This window comes from Pseudomonas sp. S2_F03, from assembly GCF_054668335.1.
The window spans coordinates 3,038,356-3,054,119 of record NZ_CP162759.1; the positions used below are offsets into that span (position 1 = coordinate 3,038,356).

The 15,764-nt window shown below is 59.4% G+C and carries 13 protein-coding genes; 8 read left to right on the forward strand and 5 right to left on the reverse strand.

All coding sequences use genetic code 11. From position 1 onward, the window contains the following. Nucleotides 1-21: 21 nt before the first annotated feature. From AB4N76_RS14275 to AB4N76_RS14300, 6 genes are all read left to right on the forward strand, one after another. Entirely contained in the window at nt 22-1,410 is a 1,389-nt protein-coding gene (locus AB4N76_RS14275; protein WP_460164574.1) for a M16 family metallopeptidase, read from the forward strand. Between the two features lie 219 nt (nt 1,411-1,629). Beyond that, nucleotides 1,630-2,658 (forward strand): DUF5924 family protein, encoded by a 1,029-nt coding sequence (locus AB4N76_RS14280; RefSeq protein ID WP_077430970.1) that lies wholly within the window; start codon nt 1,630-1,632, stop codon nt 2,656-2,658. 54 nt (nt 2,659-2,712) lie between these two features. Continuing rightward, the gene (locus AB4N76_RS14285; protein WP_460164575.1) at nt 2,713-3,858 is read left to right on the forward strand and encodes an MlaE family ABC transporter permease; all 1,146 of its coding nucleotides are present in this window, start codon (nt 2,713-2,715) and stop codon (nt 3,856-3,858) included. Further along, complete coding sequence (locus AB4N76_RS14290; protein WP_046031041.1) at nt 3,858-4,661, forward strand: ABC transporter ATP-binding protein; 804 nt, start codon at nt 3,858-3,860, stop codon at nt 4,659-4,661. Before AB4N76_RS14285 ends, AB4N76_RS14290 begins: the two co-directional genes overlap by 1 nt. Nucleotide 4,662: 1 nt before the next feature. After that, a complete protein-coding gene (locus AB4N76_RS14295) occupies nt 4,663-5,601 on the forward strand; it encodes an MlaD family protein (protein ID WP_046031042.1) in 939 nt (312 codons plus the stop codon). Continuing rightward, on the forward strand, nt 5,598-6,224 hold the full coding sequence (locus AB4N76_RS14300) for an ABC-type transport auxiliary lipoprotein family protein (RefSeq protein ID WP_046031043.1): 627 nt from the start codon (nt 5,598-5,600) through the stop codon (nt 6,222-6,224). The genes AB4N76_RS14295 and AB4N76_RS14300 overlap by 4 nt, the downstream gene beginning before the upstream one ends. 118 nt (nt 6,225-6,342) lie before the next feature. Here AB4N76_RS14300 and AB4N76_RS14305 read toward each other — a convergent pair whose 3' ends face one another. From AB4N76_RS14305 to AB4N76_RS14320, 4 genes are all read right to left on the reverse strand, one after another. Then, nucleotides 6,343-7,572: a nucleoside recognition domain-containing protein gene (locus AB4N76_RS14305; RefSeq protein WP_046031044.1), complete on the reverse strand. Its 1,230-nt coding sequence runs from the start codon at nt 7,570-7,572 to the stop codon at nt 6,343-6,345. Between the two features lie 192 nt (nt 7,573-7,764). After that, on the reverse strand, nt 7,765-9,096 hold the full coding sequence (gene gltP, locus AB4N76_RS14310; protein ID WP_046031045.1) for a glutamate/aspartate:proton symporter GltP: 1,332 nt from the start codon (nt 9,094-9,096) through the stop codon (nt 7,765-7,767). Nucleotides 9,097-9,955: 859 nt separating this feature from the next. Then, nucleotides 9,956-10,120 carry a DUF1328 domain-containing protein gene (locus tag AB4N76_RS14315; RefSeq protein WP_003177151.1) on the reverse strand — a complete coding sequence of 55 codons (165 nt, stop codon included), beginning with the start codon at nt 10,118-10,120 and terminating at the stop codon, nt 9,956-9,958. An 83-nt stretch (nt 10,121-10,203) separates the two neighbouring features. Then, nucleotides 10,204-10,491: a hypothetical protein gene (locus AB4N76_RS14320; RefSeq protein WP_077430968.1), complete on the reverse strand. Its 288-nt coding sequence runs from the start codon at nt 10,489-10,491 to the stop codon at nt 10,204-10,206. Nucleotides 10,492-10,925: 434 nt separating this feature from the next. Here AB4N76_RS14320 and algB point away from each other — a divergent pair, with 434 nt between their 5' ends. Further along, nucleotides 10,926-12,272 (forward strand): sigma-54-dependent response regulator transcription factor AlgB, encoded by a 1,347-nt coding sequence (gene algB / locus AB4N76_RS14325; RefSeq protein WP_460164576.1) that lies wholly within the window; start codon nt 10,926-10,928, stop codon nt 12,270-12,272. Between the two features lie 11 nt (nt 12,273-12,283). After that, on the forward strand, nt 12,284-14,074 hold the full coding sequence (locus tag AB4N76_RS14330; protein ID WP_046031048.1) for an ATP-binding protein: 1,791 nt from the start codon (nt 12,284-12,286) through the stop codon (nt 14,072-14,074). A gap of 7 nt (nt 14,075-14,081) precedes the next feature. On the opposite strand, the gene AB4N76_RS14335 is transcribed toward AB4N76_RS14330, so the two are convergent. Then, a complete protein-coding gene (locus tag AB4N76_RS14335) occupies nt 14,082-15,695 on the reverse strand; it encodes an EAL domain-containing protein (protein ID WP_046031049.1) in 1,614 nt (537 codons plus the stop codon). Between the last annotated feature and the right edge of the window lie 69 nt (nt 15,696-15,764).

Below are 15,764 nucleotides of genomic sequence, written 5' to 3' on the forward strand. Positions count from 1 at the left end.
CTCGCCGTATGGAAGCTCGTTATGCGTTGCCTGTTGTTCGCCTGTTTGTTGCTTGGCTCACTCCCTTCGTTTGCCCTGGATCGCTTTCAGGTCGAGGGTTATACGCTGCCCAATGGCCTGCAATTGCTGCTCAAGCCGGGCACCGAGCGCGGGCATGTGGCGATTCGTCTGGTCGTCGGCGTCGGTCTGGATGATTTCAGCTGCGAAGACAAAGAACTGCCCCACCTGCTGGAGCACTTGCTGTTCAGTGGTATCGATGCCACCGGCGAAGGCGGCTTGGAAGAGCGCATGCAAGCGCTGGGGGGTGAGTGGAACGCGTTCACCAGTAACGCCGACACGACATTCGTCATCGAGGCACCGGCAAAAAACCAGCGCAAGGTCCTCGACCTGTTGCTGGCGCTGTTGACCCAGACCCGAATCGACGACAACGCCATCAACGCTGCCAAGCAAGTGGTCGAGCGCGAAGATGGCGGTCATTACACACACCTGCAACGCTGGCTCGATCGTCAGGACCTCGGTCACACGGCTAGTAATCAACTGGCGGTGGAGCTGGGCCTCAAATGCCCGCAGCGCGCCGAAGTCGATCACCTGACCCGCGAGCAACTGGAGAAAGTACGCAAGCTTTGGTACGCGCCCAACAACATGACCCTGATCATGGTCGGCGACCTCGACCGATTGCTGCCGGCCTATCTGGAGCGGGCATGGGGTGAGTTGAAAGCGGTCGACCCGAGCGAACACATGCCCCTGCCGGAAATTCGCGCCAGTGCCGCTCACGAGCGCACGCTGAGTAGCGGTTTCCTTGGCGGCGCGGCCAAGCTGCACTGGCTGGTGCCGGAGCCTGTACTGGACGATCAGCAAGACGAAACGTTGGACCTGCTCAAGGACTATCTGGACTGGGCGCTGTATCGCCAAATGCGCCTGGTCCACAGTTTGTCCTACGGGCCTTCCGCCGAGCGCGAGCTGTTTGGCGGTGTGGGCTTCATGAGCCTGAACGCCGACCTTGAGCGTGACAATGTGTCGGAGGCTGAACAAGTCCTCGATGAGTTGAAAGCCCGGTTGCTCAAGGACGGCCTCGACAGCGACACGTTCAACCGTCTCAAACAGGTGGCTATTGCCCGCCAGGCCTGGGCCGTGCAGGGCAATAGCGCGTTGGCCGATTATTACTGGAGTGCCCTTGGAGATTACGAGGACGGACGCTTCGCTGACCCGGCCAAAGAACTGCAAGGCGTAACACTGGAGGAAGCCAACAAGGCGTTGCGCGAGTTGTTGCTGCAACCGGGGTATTTGCGGATCGAGAAGCCACTGATGAGTGATGACCAGTTGGTTTGGGTGATTGGCGGGGTGTTGGCGCTGATTGCGCTGATACTGCTGAGCTGGCGCTTGCACCGAAAATCGCCGCCGACTGAGTAGCAGCTGCCGAAGGCTGCGTTCGGCTGCGAAGCAGTCGTTAAACCCTTCACCACGGTGTATCAGGAATATTTGACACAATAGATTTGCGACTGCTGCGCAGCCGAACGCAGCCTTCGGCAGCTGCTGCACGGACTCCGGCTCCGGCCGCGGGCCTCGCCACACCGCCCCCCGGCGGGTAACCTGTCGAGGATTTTTCCTACGACGAATGTGAACCGCCAAATGCCGACCCTGACCCTTTTCGTCCAGCGCATCCTGGAATTGATGAAGCGCTATCCTGGGGTCATTGCGCTCGGCGGGTTCATTTCCGGTGTCGGCAGCTTCATCCTGGTGGATCGCCAGCAAGGCCTGGCGACCTGGATCACCATCATCATGGTGCTCAGTTGGGTCTGGCTGATGCTGGAAAACAGCCTGACCAAGCTGTTCGCCAAAATCTTCAAGCGCGAAATTCCCCAGCCGCTGCTGCGTTACGCCACGCAGATGATCCACCAGGAAAGCCTGTTCTTTGTCCTGCCGTTCTTCTTCATCACCACCACCTGGAACAGCGGCCAATTGTTCTTCACCGGTCTGCTGGGTATCGCGGCGCTGATTTCCATCACCGACCCGCTCTACTACAAATGGCTGGCCCCCCGGCGTTGGGCGTTCCTGGCGCTGCACACGCTGACGCTGTTTGCCGCGTTGCTGACCGCCCTGCCTGTCATCATGCACCTCACCACGTCCCAGAGTTTCAAGTGGGCGCTGGGTATCGCCGTGCTGCTGTCGTTCCCGAGCCTGGCGTCGATCTTCCCGATCCGTACAGTGCGCAACGCCTTGGCGATTCTGAGTATCACGCTGGGCATCGGTGGCCTCGGCTGGGTCATGCGTTCGTGGGTGCCGCCGGCGACCCTGTGGATGACCGACGTGGCGATCAGCACGCAAATGCAAGACCGCACCCCCGGCAAGAGTCTGGATCAAGTCAGCGCCGAGCAGATCCGTGGTGACGGGTTGTACGCCTACACCGCGATCAACGCCCCGCGCGGCCTGGATGAGCGGATTTATCACGTGTGGCAGTTCAACGGTAAAGAAGTTGACCGCATCCCGCTGGATATCCACGGTGGACGCAAGGAAGGCTACCGCGCCTGGACGCATAAGCAGAACTTCCCGGGCAACCCGGCAGGTAAATGGCAGGTCCGGGTGCTGACCGAAGACGGTCAGGTTATCGGTGTGCTGCGCTTCACCGTAACGGACAGCACACCGACCAAAGAAAAGTAACGCGGTTCGTGCTATTACGTAGCTCTACGCATTTACCGAACAAGCACGGAGTTTATGACCAGCAGCACAATGGCCGGCAATGCCCAACTGGACGCTTCTCACTCCCCTGCACAGCTGCGGGTTACGGGTGACTGGACGCTCGCCCATTACGCTGATCTCAAGCACCTGTGCGAAAAACTTCGCGGCCAATACAACGACGACACCCACATCGACCTCAATCATCTGGGCGCCCTCGATACGGCCGGCGCCTCGTTGTTGGTGGAGCTGCTGGGGGCCGAGCGGCTCGGTCGCTCCGCCGAACATCCCGATTGCACGCTCTCCACTGCCGATCGCGCGTTGCTGCAAACCATCTACTGCTCAATGACCAATTTCTGCGTACCGATCAAGGAACCGGAAGTCAGCGTCAGTATTCAATTGTTGACCCGAATTGGCCGCGCCGTGGACACGGTATGGCAAGACACCCTGCAACTGCTGGGCTTCGTCGGGCTGATTCTGGAAACCATCGTTCGCGGGCTGTTTCGTCCCAAGCGCTGGCGCATCACGCCGATGGTGGCGCACATCGAACAAACCGGTCTCGATGCCGCGCCCATCGTCGCCCTGCTGACGTTTCTCGTGGGCGCGGTGGTGGCGTTTCTCGGGGCGACCGTGTTGGCCAATTTCGGCGCGACGGTATTTACCGTGGACCTGGTGGCCTTTTCATTCTTGCGTGAATTTGCCGTGTTGCTCACAGCCATCCTGATGGCCGGGCGCACCGCCAGTGCGTTCACTGCGCAGATCGGCTCGATGAAGGCCAACGAAGAAATCGACGCCATCCGCACCTTGGGCCTCGACCCGATGGAATTGTTGGTGGTGCCGCGCGTCCTGGCGTTGCTGGTGTCGTTGCCGATGCTGACCTTCCTGGCAATGGTCTCGGGGATTGTCGGCGGCGGCGTGGTGTGTGCGGTGGCGCTGGATATTTCGCCGGCGATGTTCCTGTCGCTGCTGCAAACCGACATCGGCGTTCAGCACTTTCTGGTCGGGATCGTCAAAGCGCCGGTTTTCGCTTTCCTGATTGCCGCGATTGGCTGCCTCGAAGGCTTCAAGGTCAGCGGCAGTGCCGAGTCGGTGGGGGCTCACACCACGTCCAGCGTGGTCCAGTCGATTTTTGTGGTGATTGTGCTTGACGCCGTGGCCGCGTTGTTTTTCATGGAGATGGGCTGATGAGTCGTTTACCCCGAGCGCCTACTGAGGCGGTGATCGAAGTCCGCGGGCTGTGCAATCGCTTCGGCAGTCAGAGCGTGCACGAAAATCTCGACCTCGATTTGTACAAAGGTGAAATTCTCGCCGTGGTCGGCGGCTCCGGCAGCGGCAAATCGGTGCTGCTGCGCAGCATTATCGGTTTGCGGCAGCCCAGTGAAGGGGTGGTGAGGGTTTTCGGGAAAAACCTGCCGACATTGTCGGAACATGAACGCTCGATGATTGAGCGACGCTTCGGCGTACTGTTCCAGCAAGGCGCCCTGTTCACTTCGCTGACCGTGACCGAAAACGTCGCCCTGCCCCTGATCGAACACGCCGGCCTGAGTCGTGAAGATGCCGAACACCTGGCGGCGGTCAAACTGGCACTGGCCGGGCTGCCGCTGTCGGCAGCTGACAAGTACCCCGCTGCGCTATCCGGCGGCATGATCAAGCGTGCGGCGCTGGCCCGTGCGCTGGCGCTGGACCCGGACATCCTGTTTCTCGACGAACCCACCGCCGGCCTCGACCCGATTGGCGCGGCGGCATTCGATCAGTTGATCCTGACCCTGCGTGACGCGCTTGGGCTGAGTGTTTTTCTGGTGACCCACGACCTCGACACGCTCTACACCATCACCGACCGCGTGGCGGTGCTGGCGCAGAAAAAAGTGCTGGTGGCGGACGCCATCGACAAGGTCTCGGAAACCGACGATCCGTGGATTCACGAATACTTCCATGGCCCTCGCGGCCGCGCGGCGCTGACGGCCGCTCAACAGCTTAATGAGGTCTGACATGGAAACCCGAGCCCATCATGTTTTGATCGGCCTGTTCACCGTGATTGTGGTGGCGGGCGCCCTGCTCTTCGGCTTGTGGCTGGCCAAGTCCAGCGTCGACACCGAGTTCAAGGATTACGAAGTCGTCTTCAACGAGGCGGTCAGCGGCCTGTCCAAGGGCAGTTCCGTGCAGTACAGCGGGATCAAGGTTGGCGACGTGGTGACGTTGCGCCTGGACCCCAAAGACCCACGCCGGGTGCTGGCGCGAATTCGCCTGGGCGGTGACACCCCGGTCAAGGAGGACACCAAGGCCAAGCTCGCGCTGACCGGCGTGACCGGCACCTCGATCATCCAGCTCAGCGGCGGCACGCCACAGAGCTCGGCGCTCAAGGGCAAGGACGGCAACCTGCCGACCATCATCGCCTCACCCTCGCCCATCGCACTCCTGCTCAGTGACAGCAACGAGTTGATGGCCGGCGTAAACACGTTGATGCATAACGCCAACCAGCTGTTCTCCACGGAAAACGTCGAGCGCATCAGCAAGACGCTGGAGCATCTGGAACAGACCACCGGCACCATTGCCGATCAGCGTGGCGATATCCGTCAGGCGATGCAGCAACTGGCGTCGGTGGGCAAGCAAGCCAACACCATGCTGGAGCAAACCACCGCGCTGATGCGCAACGCCAATGGCCTGCTCAATGACCATGGCAAGCAGGCCATCGGCAGCGCCGAACAGGCAATGAAGTCGCTGGAGCAGTCCACGGCGACGATCAACAAGTTGCTCGTCACCAATCAGGAGTCACTCAACAACGGCATGCAGGGCCTCAACGGCCTGGCCCCGGCGGTTCGCGAGTTGCGCGAAACCCTGACTTCATTGCGCGCCATCTCTCAGCGCCTGGAGGCAAACCCCAGCGGTTACCTGCTGGGCAGCGACAAGAATAAGGAATTCACCCCATGAAACTGACTCGTATCGCCCTCCTCGCCGGCTTCACGCTGATCAGTTCGTGCTCGATTCTGCCCAAGCCAGAGCCGTTCGATGTGTATCGATTGCCTTCGGCCCAGAGCAACGTGTCAGCCAGTCATGGCACGCCGCAACGCTGGTCGTTGCGCTTGAATAAGCTCCACGCCAGCGATGCGTTGGACGGCCCGAACATTGCGGTAATTCCTCAAGGCGATTTGATCAGCACCTACAAAGGCTCACGCTGGAGTGACCCGGCACCGGTGCTACTGCGCAATCGTCTGCTGGACGGCTTCCAGCAGGACGGCCGGGTACCGCTGCTGAGCACCGATGACAGTATTTTCCACGCGGACCTGGAGTTGGGTGGCCATTTGCAGTCGTTTCAGACCGAATATCAGGGCACGACCGCTAGCGTGGTCGTGAGCCTGGATGCCGTGCTGGTGCGTGGCTACGATCAGCGAATCCTCGCCAGCCGGCGCTTCGAAGTGCGCCAGCCGTTGAGCGATGTGAAGGTGCCAGCGGTCGTGGTCGGGTTTGGCCAGGCGAGTGACCAATTGACGGTGCAGGTGGTGAATTGGGCGGTTGAGCAAGGGCAGAAAGGCGCCCCGCCACCGAGACCCTGAAACCAGCACGGAGCAAATGTGGGAGCGAGCTTGCTCGCGATTGCGGTCTAACAGGCAACATCTGAGTCGACTGACACGCCGCTATCGCGAGCAAGCTCGCTCCCACAGGGGATCTCGGTTAACCGAAGAACCAGTAACAAACCCCGATGGCGCCAAGCACCCCGGCCAATTCAGCCAGCAACGCACACCCCACCGCATGCCGCGCGCGCTGGATGCCTACCGCGCCGAAGTATACCGCCAGCACATAGAACGTCGTCTCGGTGCTGCCCTGGACCGTGGCCGCCACCAGCGCCGGGAAGCTGTCTACGCCGGACGTCTTCATGGTTTCGATCAGCATCGCCCGCGCGGCGCTGCCGGAGAATGGTTTGACCATGGCAGTCGGCAAGGCATCGACGAACCGCGTGTCCCAACCGGCCCACTCCACCAGATGACGAATGCCATCCAGGCCAAAATCCAGCGCGCCGGACGCCCGTAGTACGCCCACCGCGCAGAGCATCGCCACCAGGTACGGCAGCAGATTCTTGGCCACGTCGAAGCCTTCTTTGGCGCCTTCGACGAACGCTTCGTAGACCTTCACTTTGCGTAACGCGCCAATCACCAGGAACAGCATGATCAGCCCGAATAGCGTCAGGTTGCCGAGGATGGACGACAAACCGGCCAGCGCCGTCGCCGACATCGTCGCCAGCAGCGCCATGAAGCCACCGAGGACGAGGGCGCCGGGAATCAGATACGCCAGCACCACCGGGTCCCAGATGCGCAGGCGTTGCATGAACGCTACGGAGAGGAAGCCGACAATGGTCGAACAACTGGTGGCCAGCAGGATGGGCAAGAACACCAGCGTCGGGTCCGGCGCACCTTGCTGGGCGCGGTACATGAAGATCGTCACCGGCAGCAGGGTCAGGGAGGAGGCGTTGAGCACCAGGAACAGGATCTGTGCGTTGCTGGCCACGGTGGCGCTGGGATTGAGCTCTTGCAGCGCCTTCATCGCCTTGAGGCCGATCGGTGTGGCGGCATTGTCCAGGCCCAGGCCGTTGGCGGCGAAGTTCAGGGTGATCAGGCCGATGGCCGGGTGACCGGGCGGCACTTCCGGCATCAATCGCAGGAACAACGGCCCCAGCGCCTTGGCCAGCCACTCGACAATCCCGGCTTTCTCGGCAATGCGCAGAAAACCGAGCCAGAGGGTGAGGGTGCCGAACAGCAATACCATCACTTCCACCGACAGCTTGGCCATGGCGAAAATGCTTTCCACCATCGCCGCGAAGATCCCGGCGTTACCGCCAATCAGCCATTGCGCCAGCGCCGAAACGGCCGCCACGATGAAAAAGCCAAGCCACAGGCCATTAAGCATCAGTCAAATCCCCCGGAAGATGCGGCGAATGATAGCGGGGTAGCCAGAAACGACAAACCCCGGATTTCTCCGGGGTTTGGTTTGGCTCTTCTTGTAGGAGCAAAGCTTGCTCGCGATGCGGGCGCCGCGGTGTATCAGTTAAACCGCGTCATCGTTCATCGCGGGCAAGCCATGCTCCTACAGAGGGCGTGATCAGTTGCGGGTGGTTTCACCTGCCGGCAGCTTTTCCTTGCTGCGCCAGTGCGGCAGGGAGTTCCAGTAGCGCTGACCCTTGGCATCGTCATACATGCCTTCCCAACGTGCGATGACCAGCACGGCGAGGGCGTTGCCGATGACGTTCAGTGCGGTACGGGCCATGTCCATGATGCGGTCGACGCCGGCGATGAATGCCAGGCCTTCCAACGGAATCCCCACGCTGCCCAAGGTGGCCAGCAACACCACGAAGGACACGCCTGGAACGCCGGCGATGCCTTTGGAGGTGACCATCAGGGTCAGTACCAGCAACAACTGCTGGCTGATCGACAGGTCGATGCCGTACAGCTGGGCAATGAAGATGGCCGCGATGCTTTGGTACAGAGTCGAGCCGTCGAGGTTGAACGAGTAGCCGGTTGGAACCACGAAGCTGCAAATGGCTTTCGGCGCGCCGTAGGCTTCCATTTTCTCGATCACACGCGGCAGCACGGTTTCGGAACTGGCGGTGGAGTAGGCCAGCACCAGCTCATCCTTGAAGATGCGGATCAGCTTGATCACCGAGAAGCCGAACAGGCGAGCGATCAGGCCCAGCACCACAAATGCGAAGAAGGCGATGGCGAAGTACACCAGCACCACCAGCTTGGCCAGCGGCAGCAGGGACGCGAAGCCGAAGTTGGCCACGGTCACCGCGATCAAGGCGAACACGCCGATCGGGGCGTAGTTCATGATCATGTGAGTGACCTTGAACATGCTTTCCGATACGCCCTGGAACATCTTCACCAGCGGCTCGCGCAGGTCCGATTGCAGGCTCGACAGACCGAGGCCGAACAACACGGAGAAGAAGATGATCGGCAGCATCTCGCCGCGCGCCATGGCCGCGAAGATGTTCGACGGGATCAGGTTGAGGATGGTTTCGACGAACGCGTGTTCATGCTGAACCTCGGCGGCCGTGGCCTGGTACTTGGAAATATCCACGGTACCCAGGGTGCTCATGTCGATGCCGGTGCCCGGATGGAACACGTTGGCCAGCACCAGACCCACCAGAATGGCGATGGTGGTGACGATTTCGAAGTAGACGATGGTCTTCAGGCCGATGCGCCCGAGCTTCTTCGCGTCGCCGACGCCAGCGATACCGACGATCAGCGAGGAGATCACGATCGGGATCACGATCATCTTGATCAGACGGATAAAGATATCGCCTGCCGGTTGCAGGACGTTGCTGATCCACCAGGCTTTTTCGGCACTGAAATGGTTGAGCAGCGCACCAATTGCAATCCCCAATACCAGACCGATGAGGATCTGCCAGGCGAGGCTAAGCTTTGCCTTCTTCATATCATTACCCTTACTTGCGTTTGACTCAGACAGACGCGGTCACTGGAACGCTTGTGGCGAAAAAGTGTTTGCATCTGCCCCCGTATAAGGAGCCCCGGAGCGCTTGTTATGGCTCTCTGGCAGGCGAAAAAAGGCGCAACTATTCCGATGCAAGGGGGCGACGTCTAATGCCGTAAACGCCTACCCTATGCCGAATCGGCATGATCTTTTCTAAATGAAACTGGCGTCCCAACCGGTTCGAATACGACATTTCGGCAGCTATAAGTGCCGCGAACCGGCCATTTCAGAGGAGGTTGGGTATTTTTCGTGCGAAGGATCACGGGCTAAAAATTCAGAAAAAACCTACGTTCAGCCGCGAAAAATCAGTGTTATTTGTTCACAGCTTTCTCGATATACGGTCGCGAAGAACCATAAGAAACACTGCGTAATGTTTTTGCGGGGATTTAGCGGAAACAGCATAGGGATATAAAAGCCGTTGTCTGGGGGACAATGCGTGCAGCGAGTGAAGCTCTCCGCAAATTCGCCGAGTCCCGATGACCCGGCGAACTTGCGTCGCAGCTTTTGCCTGACCCGGCCCTTGCGCAGGTACTCCCTGTACCCGTAGGTCACTCCGACCCTGTAACAGTCAGAACGTCCCGGCCCCATGGTCATGCGTCTACCTTCCTCGGGTAGCGCAGTAGAAAGAAGCATGGTGCTTCTTTCATATGACAAATTCGGTACCCGTGCGGATTTTTTTGAGCCGTTCCATCAATCAGTCCTGCATGCCCTGATCGCACTTCCTTCACCACGCCGCTTTTGCGACGGCACTACCGCCCAGAAGCTGGGCGGCTGCCAGTGTCTTTTGACATAACCCTAAAGTTCACCCTCGGCCGCGACGGCCAAAGAAGAAGGAGGCGATGAACATCACCAGGAACACGACAAAGAGAATCTTGGCGATACCCGTGGCGGTGCCCGCGATACCACCGAAGCCCAGTACTGCAGCGATGATGGCAATGATCAAGAATGTGATTGCCCAGCTCAACATGGTGATTCTCCTTACGCTTCATTATTTAGAAGTGTCGCTTGTGGTGCTTTTCCCGGCGCGCGGTGCACGCCAAGTTCGTTTACCTAGAACACCCAACGCTCCTGGCGCGGCAGCTCATCCAGCGGTTGAGGCTGGTCGACATCCATCATCCGCATGGGAGCGGTGTCAGCCAGGTTGCTGCTGGCGGCGCTGAAGTGGGTTTGGGCTGCATGTTGAATCGACACGTGCGGCGTCTCTGGCTGCTGGCTCTGTTCCCAACGAAGGAACTGTTGGCCGGCGATCAGCGTGATCAGCAATGCCAGCACAACAAACAAGCCTTGTTGGATGTGCAGTGGCGAGATACGCATTTGGGCGGCACGGTGGCTATTCATCCTGTAGCTCCTCCCACTTTGGTGGTGATCTTGTCAGGCGGTTATTTAAATGCCCTGATTACCCAGACCATTGCAGTCGGCATGCCAGCTTTTTTTGCAAATAAAAATCAACAAAAACAATTAGTTATAAAGTTTGTGCAAATCGATTGCGACGCATCCTGCACGATGACCCCGGCAGGGTCGTGCGAATTGCACGATAGATTCACCGCCGCTTTGATTATTTTTGAATTGAGCGACCAGCGCAGATGTCAGAGAGGGAGGCGGGCATTCGCCTGGAACCCGATGTTTGGGTAAAAAACCAGACTATTCAGTGGATTAGGCAAGGTGACAGTAGATAGCTACCCTGCCAGTGCTGGAATGGATCAGAATCGACCATGCAACTTGCCCGATTTATCCGGGACTAACCAAGATAATCACTAAAGGAGCGTAGGAACATGGAATCAGCCACTGTGCATCAAGGCCGCATTCTGCTGGTGGACGATGAGTCCGCGATCCTGCGAACCTTCCGTTACTGCCTCGAAGATGAAGGCTATAGCGTCTCCACCGCGACCAGCGCGGCCCAGGCCGACGCCTTGTTGCAGCGTCAGGTGTTCGATCTTTGCTTCCTTGATTTGCGCCTCGGTGAGGACAATGGCCTGGATGTCCTGGCGCAAATGCGCATCCAGGCGCCATGGATGCGGGTGGTGATCGTCACTGCGCACTCAGCCGTGGACACGGCAGTCGATGCGATTCAGGCAGGGGCTGCCGACTACCTCGTCAAGCCGTGCAGCCCCGATCAATTGCGCCTGGCCACCGCCAAGCAATTGGAAGTGCGGCAGCTGTCCGCTCGCCTGGAGGCCCTTGAGGGGGAGGTGCGTAAACCCAAGGATGGTCTGGATTCCCACAGCCCGGCCATGAAGGTGGTGCTCGAAACCGCCCGCCAGGTCGCCAACACGGATGCCAACATTCTGATTCTGGGGGAGTCCGGCACCGGTAAGGGAGAACTGTCCCAGGCCATCCACGGCTGGAGCAAGCGTCAGAAAAAGTCCTGCATCACGATCAATTGCCCGTCCTTGACCGCCGAACTCATGGAAAGCGAACTTTTCGGTCACAGTCGTGGCGCCTTTACCGGTGCCAGCGAAAGCACGTTGGGGCGCGTCAATCAGGCTGACGGTGGCACGCTGTTTCTCGACGAGATCGGCGATTTTCCGTTGGTTTTACAACCCAAACTGTTGCGATTCATTCAGGACAAGGAATACGAGCGGGTGGGCGACCCGGTGACCCGCCGCGCCGATGTGCGCATTCTCGCGGCGACCAACCAGAACCTTGAAGACATGGTGCGCGACGGCCGATTCCGCGAAGACTTGCTCTATCGCCTGAACGTGATCACGTTGCACCTGCCGCCGCTGCGCGAACGCCGTGAAGACATCCTGACGCTGGCCGACCGTTTCCTGGCCCGTTTCGTCAAGGAATACGCGCGCCCGGCCCGGGCCTTCAGCGATGAGGCCCGCGAGGCGTTGCTGGGTTATCGCTGGCCCGGCAACATCCGCGAACTTCGCAACGTGGTGGAGCGGGCAAGCATCATCTGTCCGCAAGAACGAGTCGAAATCAGCCATTTGGGCATGGCCGAAGCGCCGGTCAACAATACGCCACGCATCGGTGCGGCGTTGAGCCTGGATGAACTGGAAAAAGCCCACATCGGTGCAGTGCTCGCCACGGCGGATACACTGGATCAGGCAGCCAAGACACTGGGTATTGATGCCTCGACCCTGTACCGCAAACGCAAGCAGTACAACTTGTGAGCTGCTGACCGATGAGACTGGCGATGAAGCTGCGTACTCGGCTGTTTTTGAGTATTTCTGCACTGATCACCGTGGCGCTGCTGGGGCTGTTGCTCGGACTGGTCAGCGTGATGCAGATGGCCGGCTCTCAGGAAGTGCTTGTTCGCGACAACTTCGTCACCCTGGACCTGGGACTCAAACTACGCCAGGCCTTGGGCGATCAATTGATGGTCATGGTCAGCGAGAAGCCTGATGCCGAAAAATTCGAGGCGGCCAGAAAGCACTATATGGAATTGCTCGAGGAAGGTATCGCACTCGAGCAATCCGGTAATGGTAGTGAGTACGGGTTCAGGCAGGCCAAGGATGACTATCTCAGTTTTATTCAGGCCTACGACCACGTCACGGATCCCACCAAGGTATTGAATGGCAATGACGTCCTGACGGAAAAATTCAACACCCTGCGCAATGGTCTGCTCACTGAACACAAACGCGCACTGGATAACATCAATGACACCGAGCGCCAGTCCCGGGAGCGCGCGCTGCTGATCGCCGGGCTTCTCGGGTTGGTGGGATTGGCCGTGTTGATCATCGGGTTCGTGACAGCCCATGGGATTGCACGGCGATTCGGGACTCCGATCGAAGCCTTGGCCCAGGCCGCCGATAATATTGGCCGGGGCAATTTCGAGGTGACCCTGCCGATTTCATCCGCCGTGGAAATGAATCTGCTGACCAAGCGTTTCGGGATCATGGCCGAGGCATTGCGTGAACACCAGGCCACCAACGTCGACGAGTTGCTCGCCGGTCAACAACGCCTGCAAGCTGTACTCGACAGCATCGACGATGGCTTGTTGATGATCGATCGCGAAGGTCATCTTGAACACCTCAATCCGGTGGCTCAGCGCCAGTTGGGTTGGGAAACCGATCGTCTCGGCCAAGGGCTGGGCGCAGCCCTCGAACGTCCCGAGCTGGATGAACAGCTGCAACTGGTGCTGCGAGGTGGAACGCTGGAGCGTGCACCGGAAGACTTGAGCATCGAAGTCGATGGCGAGTCGAGGTTGCTGACCTACAGCCTGACGCCGGTCAGCCATACCCAAGGTCACATCCTTGGTGCGGTGATGGTGTTGCATGACGTGACCGAACAGCGTGCGTTTGAACGGGTGCGCAGCGAGTTTGTCCTGCGCGCGTCCCATGAGTTGCGAACGCCGGTCACCGGCATGCACATGGCCTTCGGTCTGTTTCGCGAGCGGGCGAAATTTGCGCAGGATTCGCGCGAAGCCGACTTGCTGGATACCGTGAATGAAGAAATGCAGCGCTTGATGCAATTGATCAACGACCTGCTGAATTTCTCTCGCTACCAGAACGGATTGCAGAAACTGACTTTGGCACCATGTTCCATCGAAGATTTACTGTCGCAGGCTCAGGCGCGTTTTGCCGAAGCCGCAGCAGAGCAGGGGATTGAATTGCGGGTTGAAGTACAGGGGCCGCTGCCCCGACTGCAGGCCGATCAACCGCAATTGGATCGGGTGCTCGACAACTTGATCGACAATGCTTTGCGCCATACCGCACGGGAAGGGCTGATTCGGTTGCAGGCACGGCGCCACGGCGAGCGGGTGATTATCAGTGTCGAGGACAACGGCGAAGGAATCGCCTATGGCCAGCAAGGGCGGATTTTCGAGCCCTTTGTCCAGGTCGGCCGCAAGAAGGGCGGGGCCGGGTTGGGTTTGGCACTGTGCAAGGAAATCGTGCAGTTGCATGGTGGGCGGATGGGCGTCTATTCACGGCCGGGGCAGGGCACGCAGTTCTACATGGCGCTGGCGGTGTAAGTTGTTTTCACGGTTCGTCGTTCATGCGTCGGCCCGACATTCGGCGCCCACGGGTAATCAGTTCTATGAACTGCACGGCGCTCAAGGCATGAGCGAATAGCCAGCCCTGACCGAATTTCACCCCTTCGCTGCTTAGAAACGCCGCCTGGGCTTCATGCTCGATGCCTTCGGCGATCACCCTGAGTTGCAGCGCTTGTGCCATGTGAATGATATGCGGTGCCACGCCGCTGCTGGCGGCGTCATGGCCCAGGGCGTCGATAAACGCCTTGTCGATCTTCAGGCAGTCCACCGGCAGGGTTTGCAGGTACGCGAGGCTGCAATAGCCGGTGCCAAAGTCATCAATCAGCACTTGATGCCCGACATCGCGCAACGCTTGCAGGTTATCCCTGGCCACCACCACGTCGATCAAACCCCGTTCGGTCACCTCGAAGGCAATCTGTTTGGCAGCGACGCGGTGTAGCGACAGCAGGCGGGCCATCACCTGGCCAATACGTGGCACCATCACATCGCATGCCGCCAGGTTAACCGAGATGTACAACTGCGGGTTTGCGCGTAGCAATTGACCCAGTTGCTCGAGCAGGCGCTGCAGGACGAAATCGGTCATCTGCCGGATCTGGCCAGTGTTTTCCGCCATCGGAATAAACAGATCGGGGCTGGTCAGTGAGCCGTCGGGCCTTCGCCAGCGCAGCAACGCTTCGGCACCGACACAATTGCGGCTGTCGAGATCGAAGATCGGTTGGTACAACACCTGCAGCTCGCCTCGCCGTATGGCTCCGTGTAGCTCGGCGTCCAGCGACTGGCGCTGACGCACCAGTAGAAACACCAGAAAACCGACAATAATGCCCAACACGAGACTGGCAGGAAGAAGCCACCACCACACCGCCGGCACGTGCATGCCGGTGCGCGGTGTGATCAGGACCAATTGGTATTCCGGATTGTCGGTCGGCATGCGGTAAATCAAACGAGTTTGCGTGACTTGCAGTGCGTCGCGGCTTTTGGGGGCCCAGGATTCCGTCGGCGGCCAGACTTGGGCGGCACCCAGGACGGGAATGGCGCGAGTGCCATGGTCCAGCACCACCAGCAAACTGCTACCGGGCGACAAGTCGACCATATCCGTCAAATGCCCGCGAGACGTCGCCACCCGGAAATTGCCCCTGCCAAGCATCAGCGCGGCCCGGTTTTCATCGGGCTCGGTCGTGGTATTCAGCCAGTAGCTGTAGGTGGGGCCTCTGATATCGGGAGGTCGCAGGCGCGAAAGGCCTTCCTGGCGAGGACGGTTGGAGCACAAGCGTGACGCATCGATGTAGGCCGCTTCGTAGACAAAGCGGTAATTGAAACTGACCTGTTGCAAGGTCGCGATCATTTCATCATCGCAGCCTCTCAGTGGCTGGGCTTCCAGGTCGTCGAGGCTTTCGCGCAGCTGCCCGAACAGCTGTTCCAGGCGGGCGAGGAAACGCTCGCCCTGAGCGTTCATTTCCTCGCTTTCGCTCTGTTCGACCTGATGCATCGCTACGAACAGGCTGCCTGCCATCAAAATAGCCGCGCTTAGGGCAGCAGCCAGTATCGCCAAAAACCAGGGGCGATAGAACCAGCTACGGAGTGTCTCTCGAGCTACAGCCATCATAGATATCCGAAGAATTACCAATGAGTTATAGCTGCTGATGGGGAAAAAGCTCTTACCGTCGGACGG

Coding starts and splice junctions, on each gene's coding strand:
- AB4N76_RS14305 (WP_046031044.1), bottom strand. CDS start 7,572: ATGCTTAATGGCCTGTGGCTTGGCTTTTTCATCGTGGCGGCCGTTTCG.
- AB4N76_RS14280 (WP_077430970.1), top strand. CDS start 1,630: ATGCCGACCCTGACCCTTTTCGTCCAGCGCATCCTGGAATTGATGAAG.
- AB4N76_RS14290 (WP_046031041.1), top strand. CDS start 3,858: ATGAGTCGTTTACCCCGAGCGCCTACTGAGGCGGTGATCGAAGTCCGC.
- AB4N76_RS14285 (WP_460164575.1), top strand. CDS start 2,713: ATGACCAGCAGCACAATGGCCGGCAATGCCCAACTGGACGCTTCTCAC.
- AB4N76_RS14320 (WP_077430968.1), bottom strand. CDS start 10,491: ATGAATAGCCACCGTGCCGCCCAAATGCGTATCTCGCCACTGCACATC.
- AB4N76_RS14315 (WP_003177151.1), bottom strand. CDS start 10,120: ATGTTGAGCTGGGCAATCACATTCTTGATCATTGCCATCATCGCTGCA.
- AB4N76_RS14275 (WP_460164574.1), top strand. CDS start 22: ATGCGTTGCCTGTTGTTCGCCTGTTTGTTGCTTGGCTCACTCCCTTCG.
- AB4N76_RS14330 (WP_046031048.1), top strand. CDS start 12,284: ATGAGACTGGCGATGAAGCTGCGTACTCGGCTGTTTTTGAGTATTTCT.
- AB4N76_RS14335 (WP_046031049.1), bottom strand. CDS start 15,695: ATGGCTGTAGCTCGAGAGACACTCCGTAGCTGGTTCTATCGCCCCTGG.
- AB4N76_RS14295 (WP_046031042.1), top strand. CDS start 4,663: ATGGAAACCCGAGCCCATCATGTTTTGATCGGCCTGTTCACCGTGATT.
- AB4N76_RS14300 (WP_046031043.1), top strand. CDS start 5,598: ATGAAACTGACTCGTATCGCCCTCCTCGCCGGCTTCACGCTGATCAGT.
- algB (WP_460164576.1), top strand. CDS start 10,926: ATGGAATCAGCCACTGTGCATCAAGGCCGCATTCTGCTGGTGGACGAT.
- gltP (WP_046031045.1), bottom strand. CDS start 9,096: ATGAAGAAGGCAAAGCTTAGCCTCGCCTGGCAGATCCTCATCGGTCTG.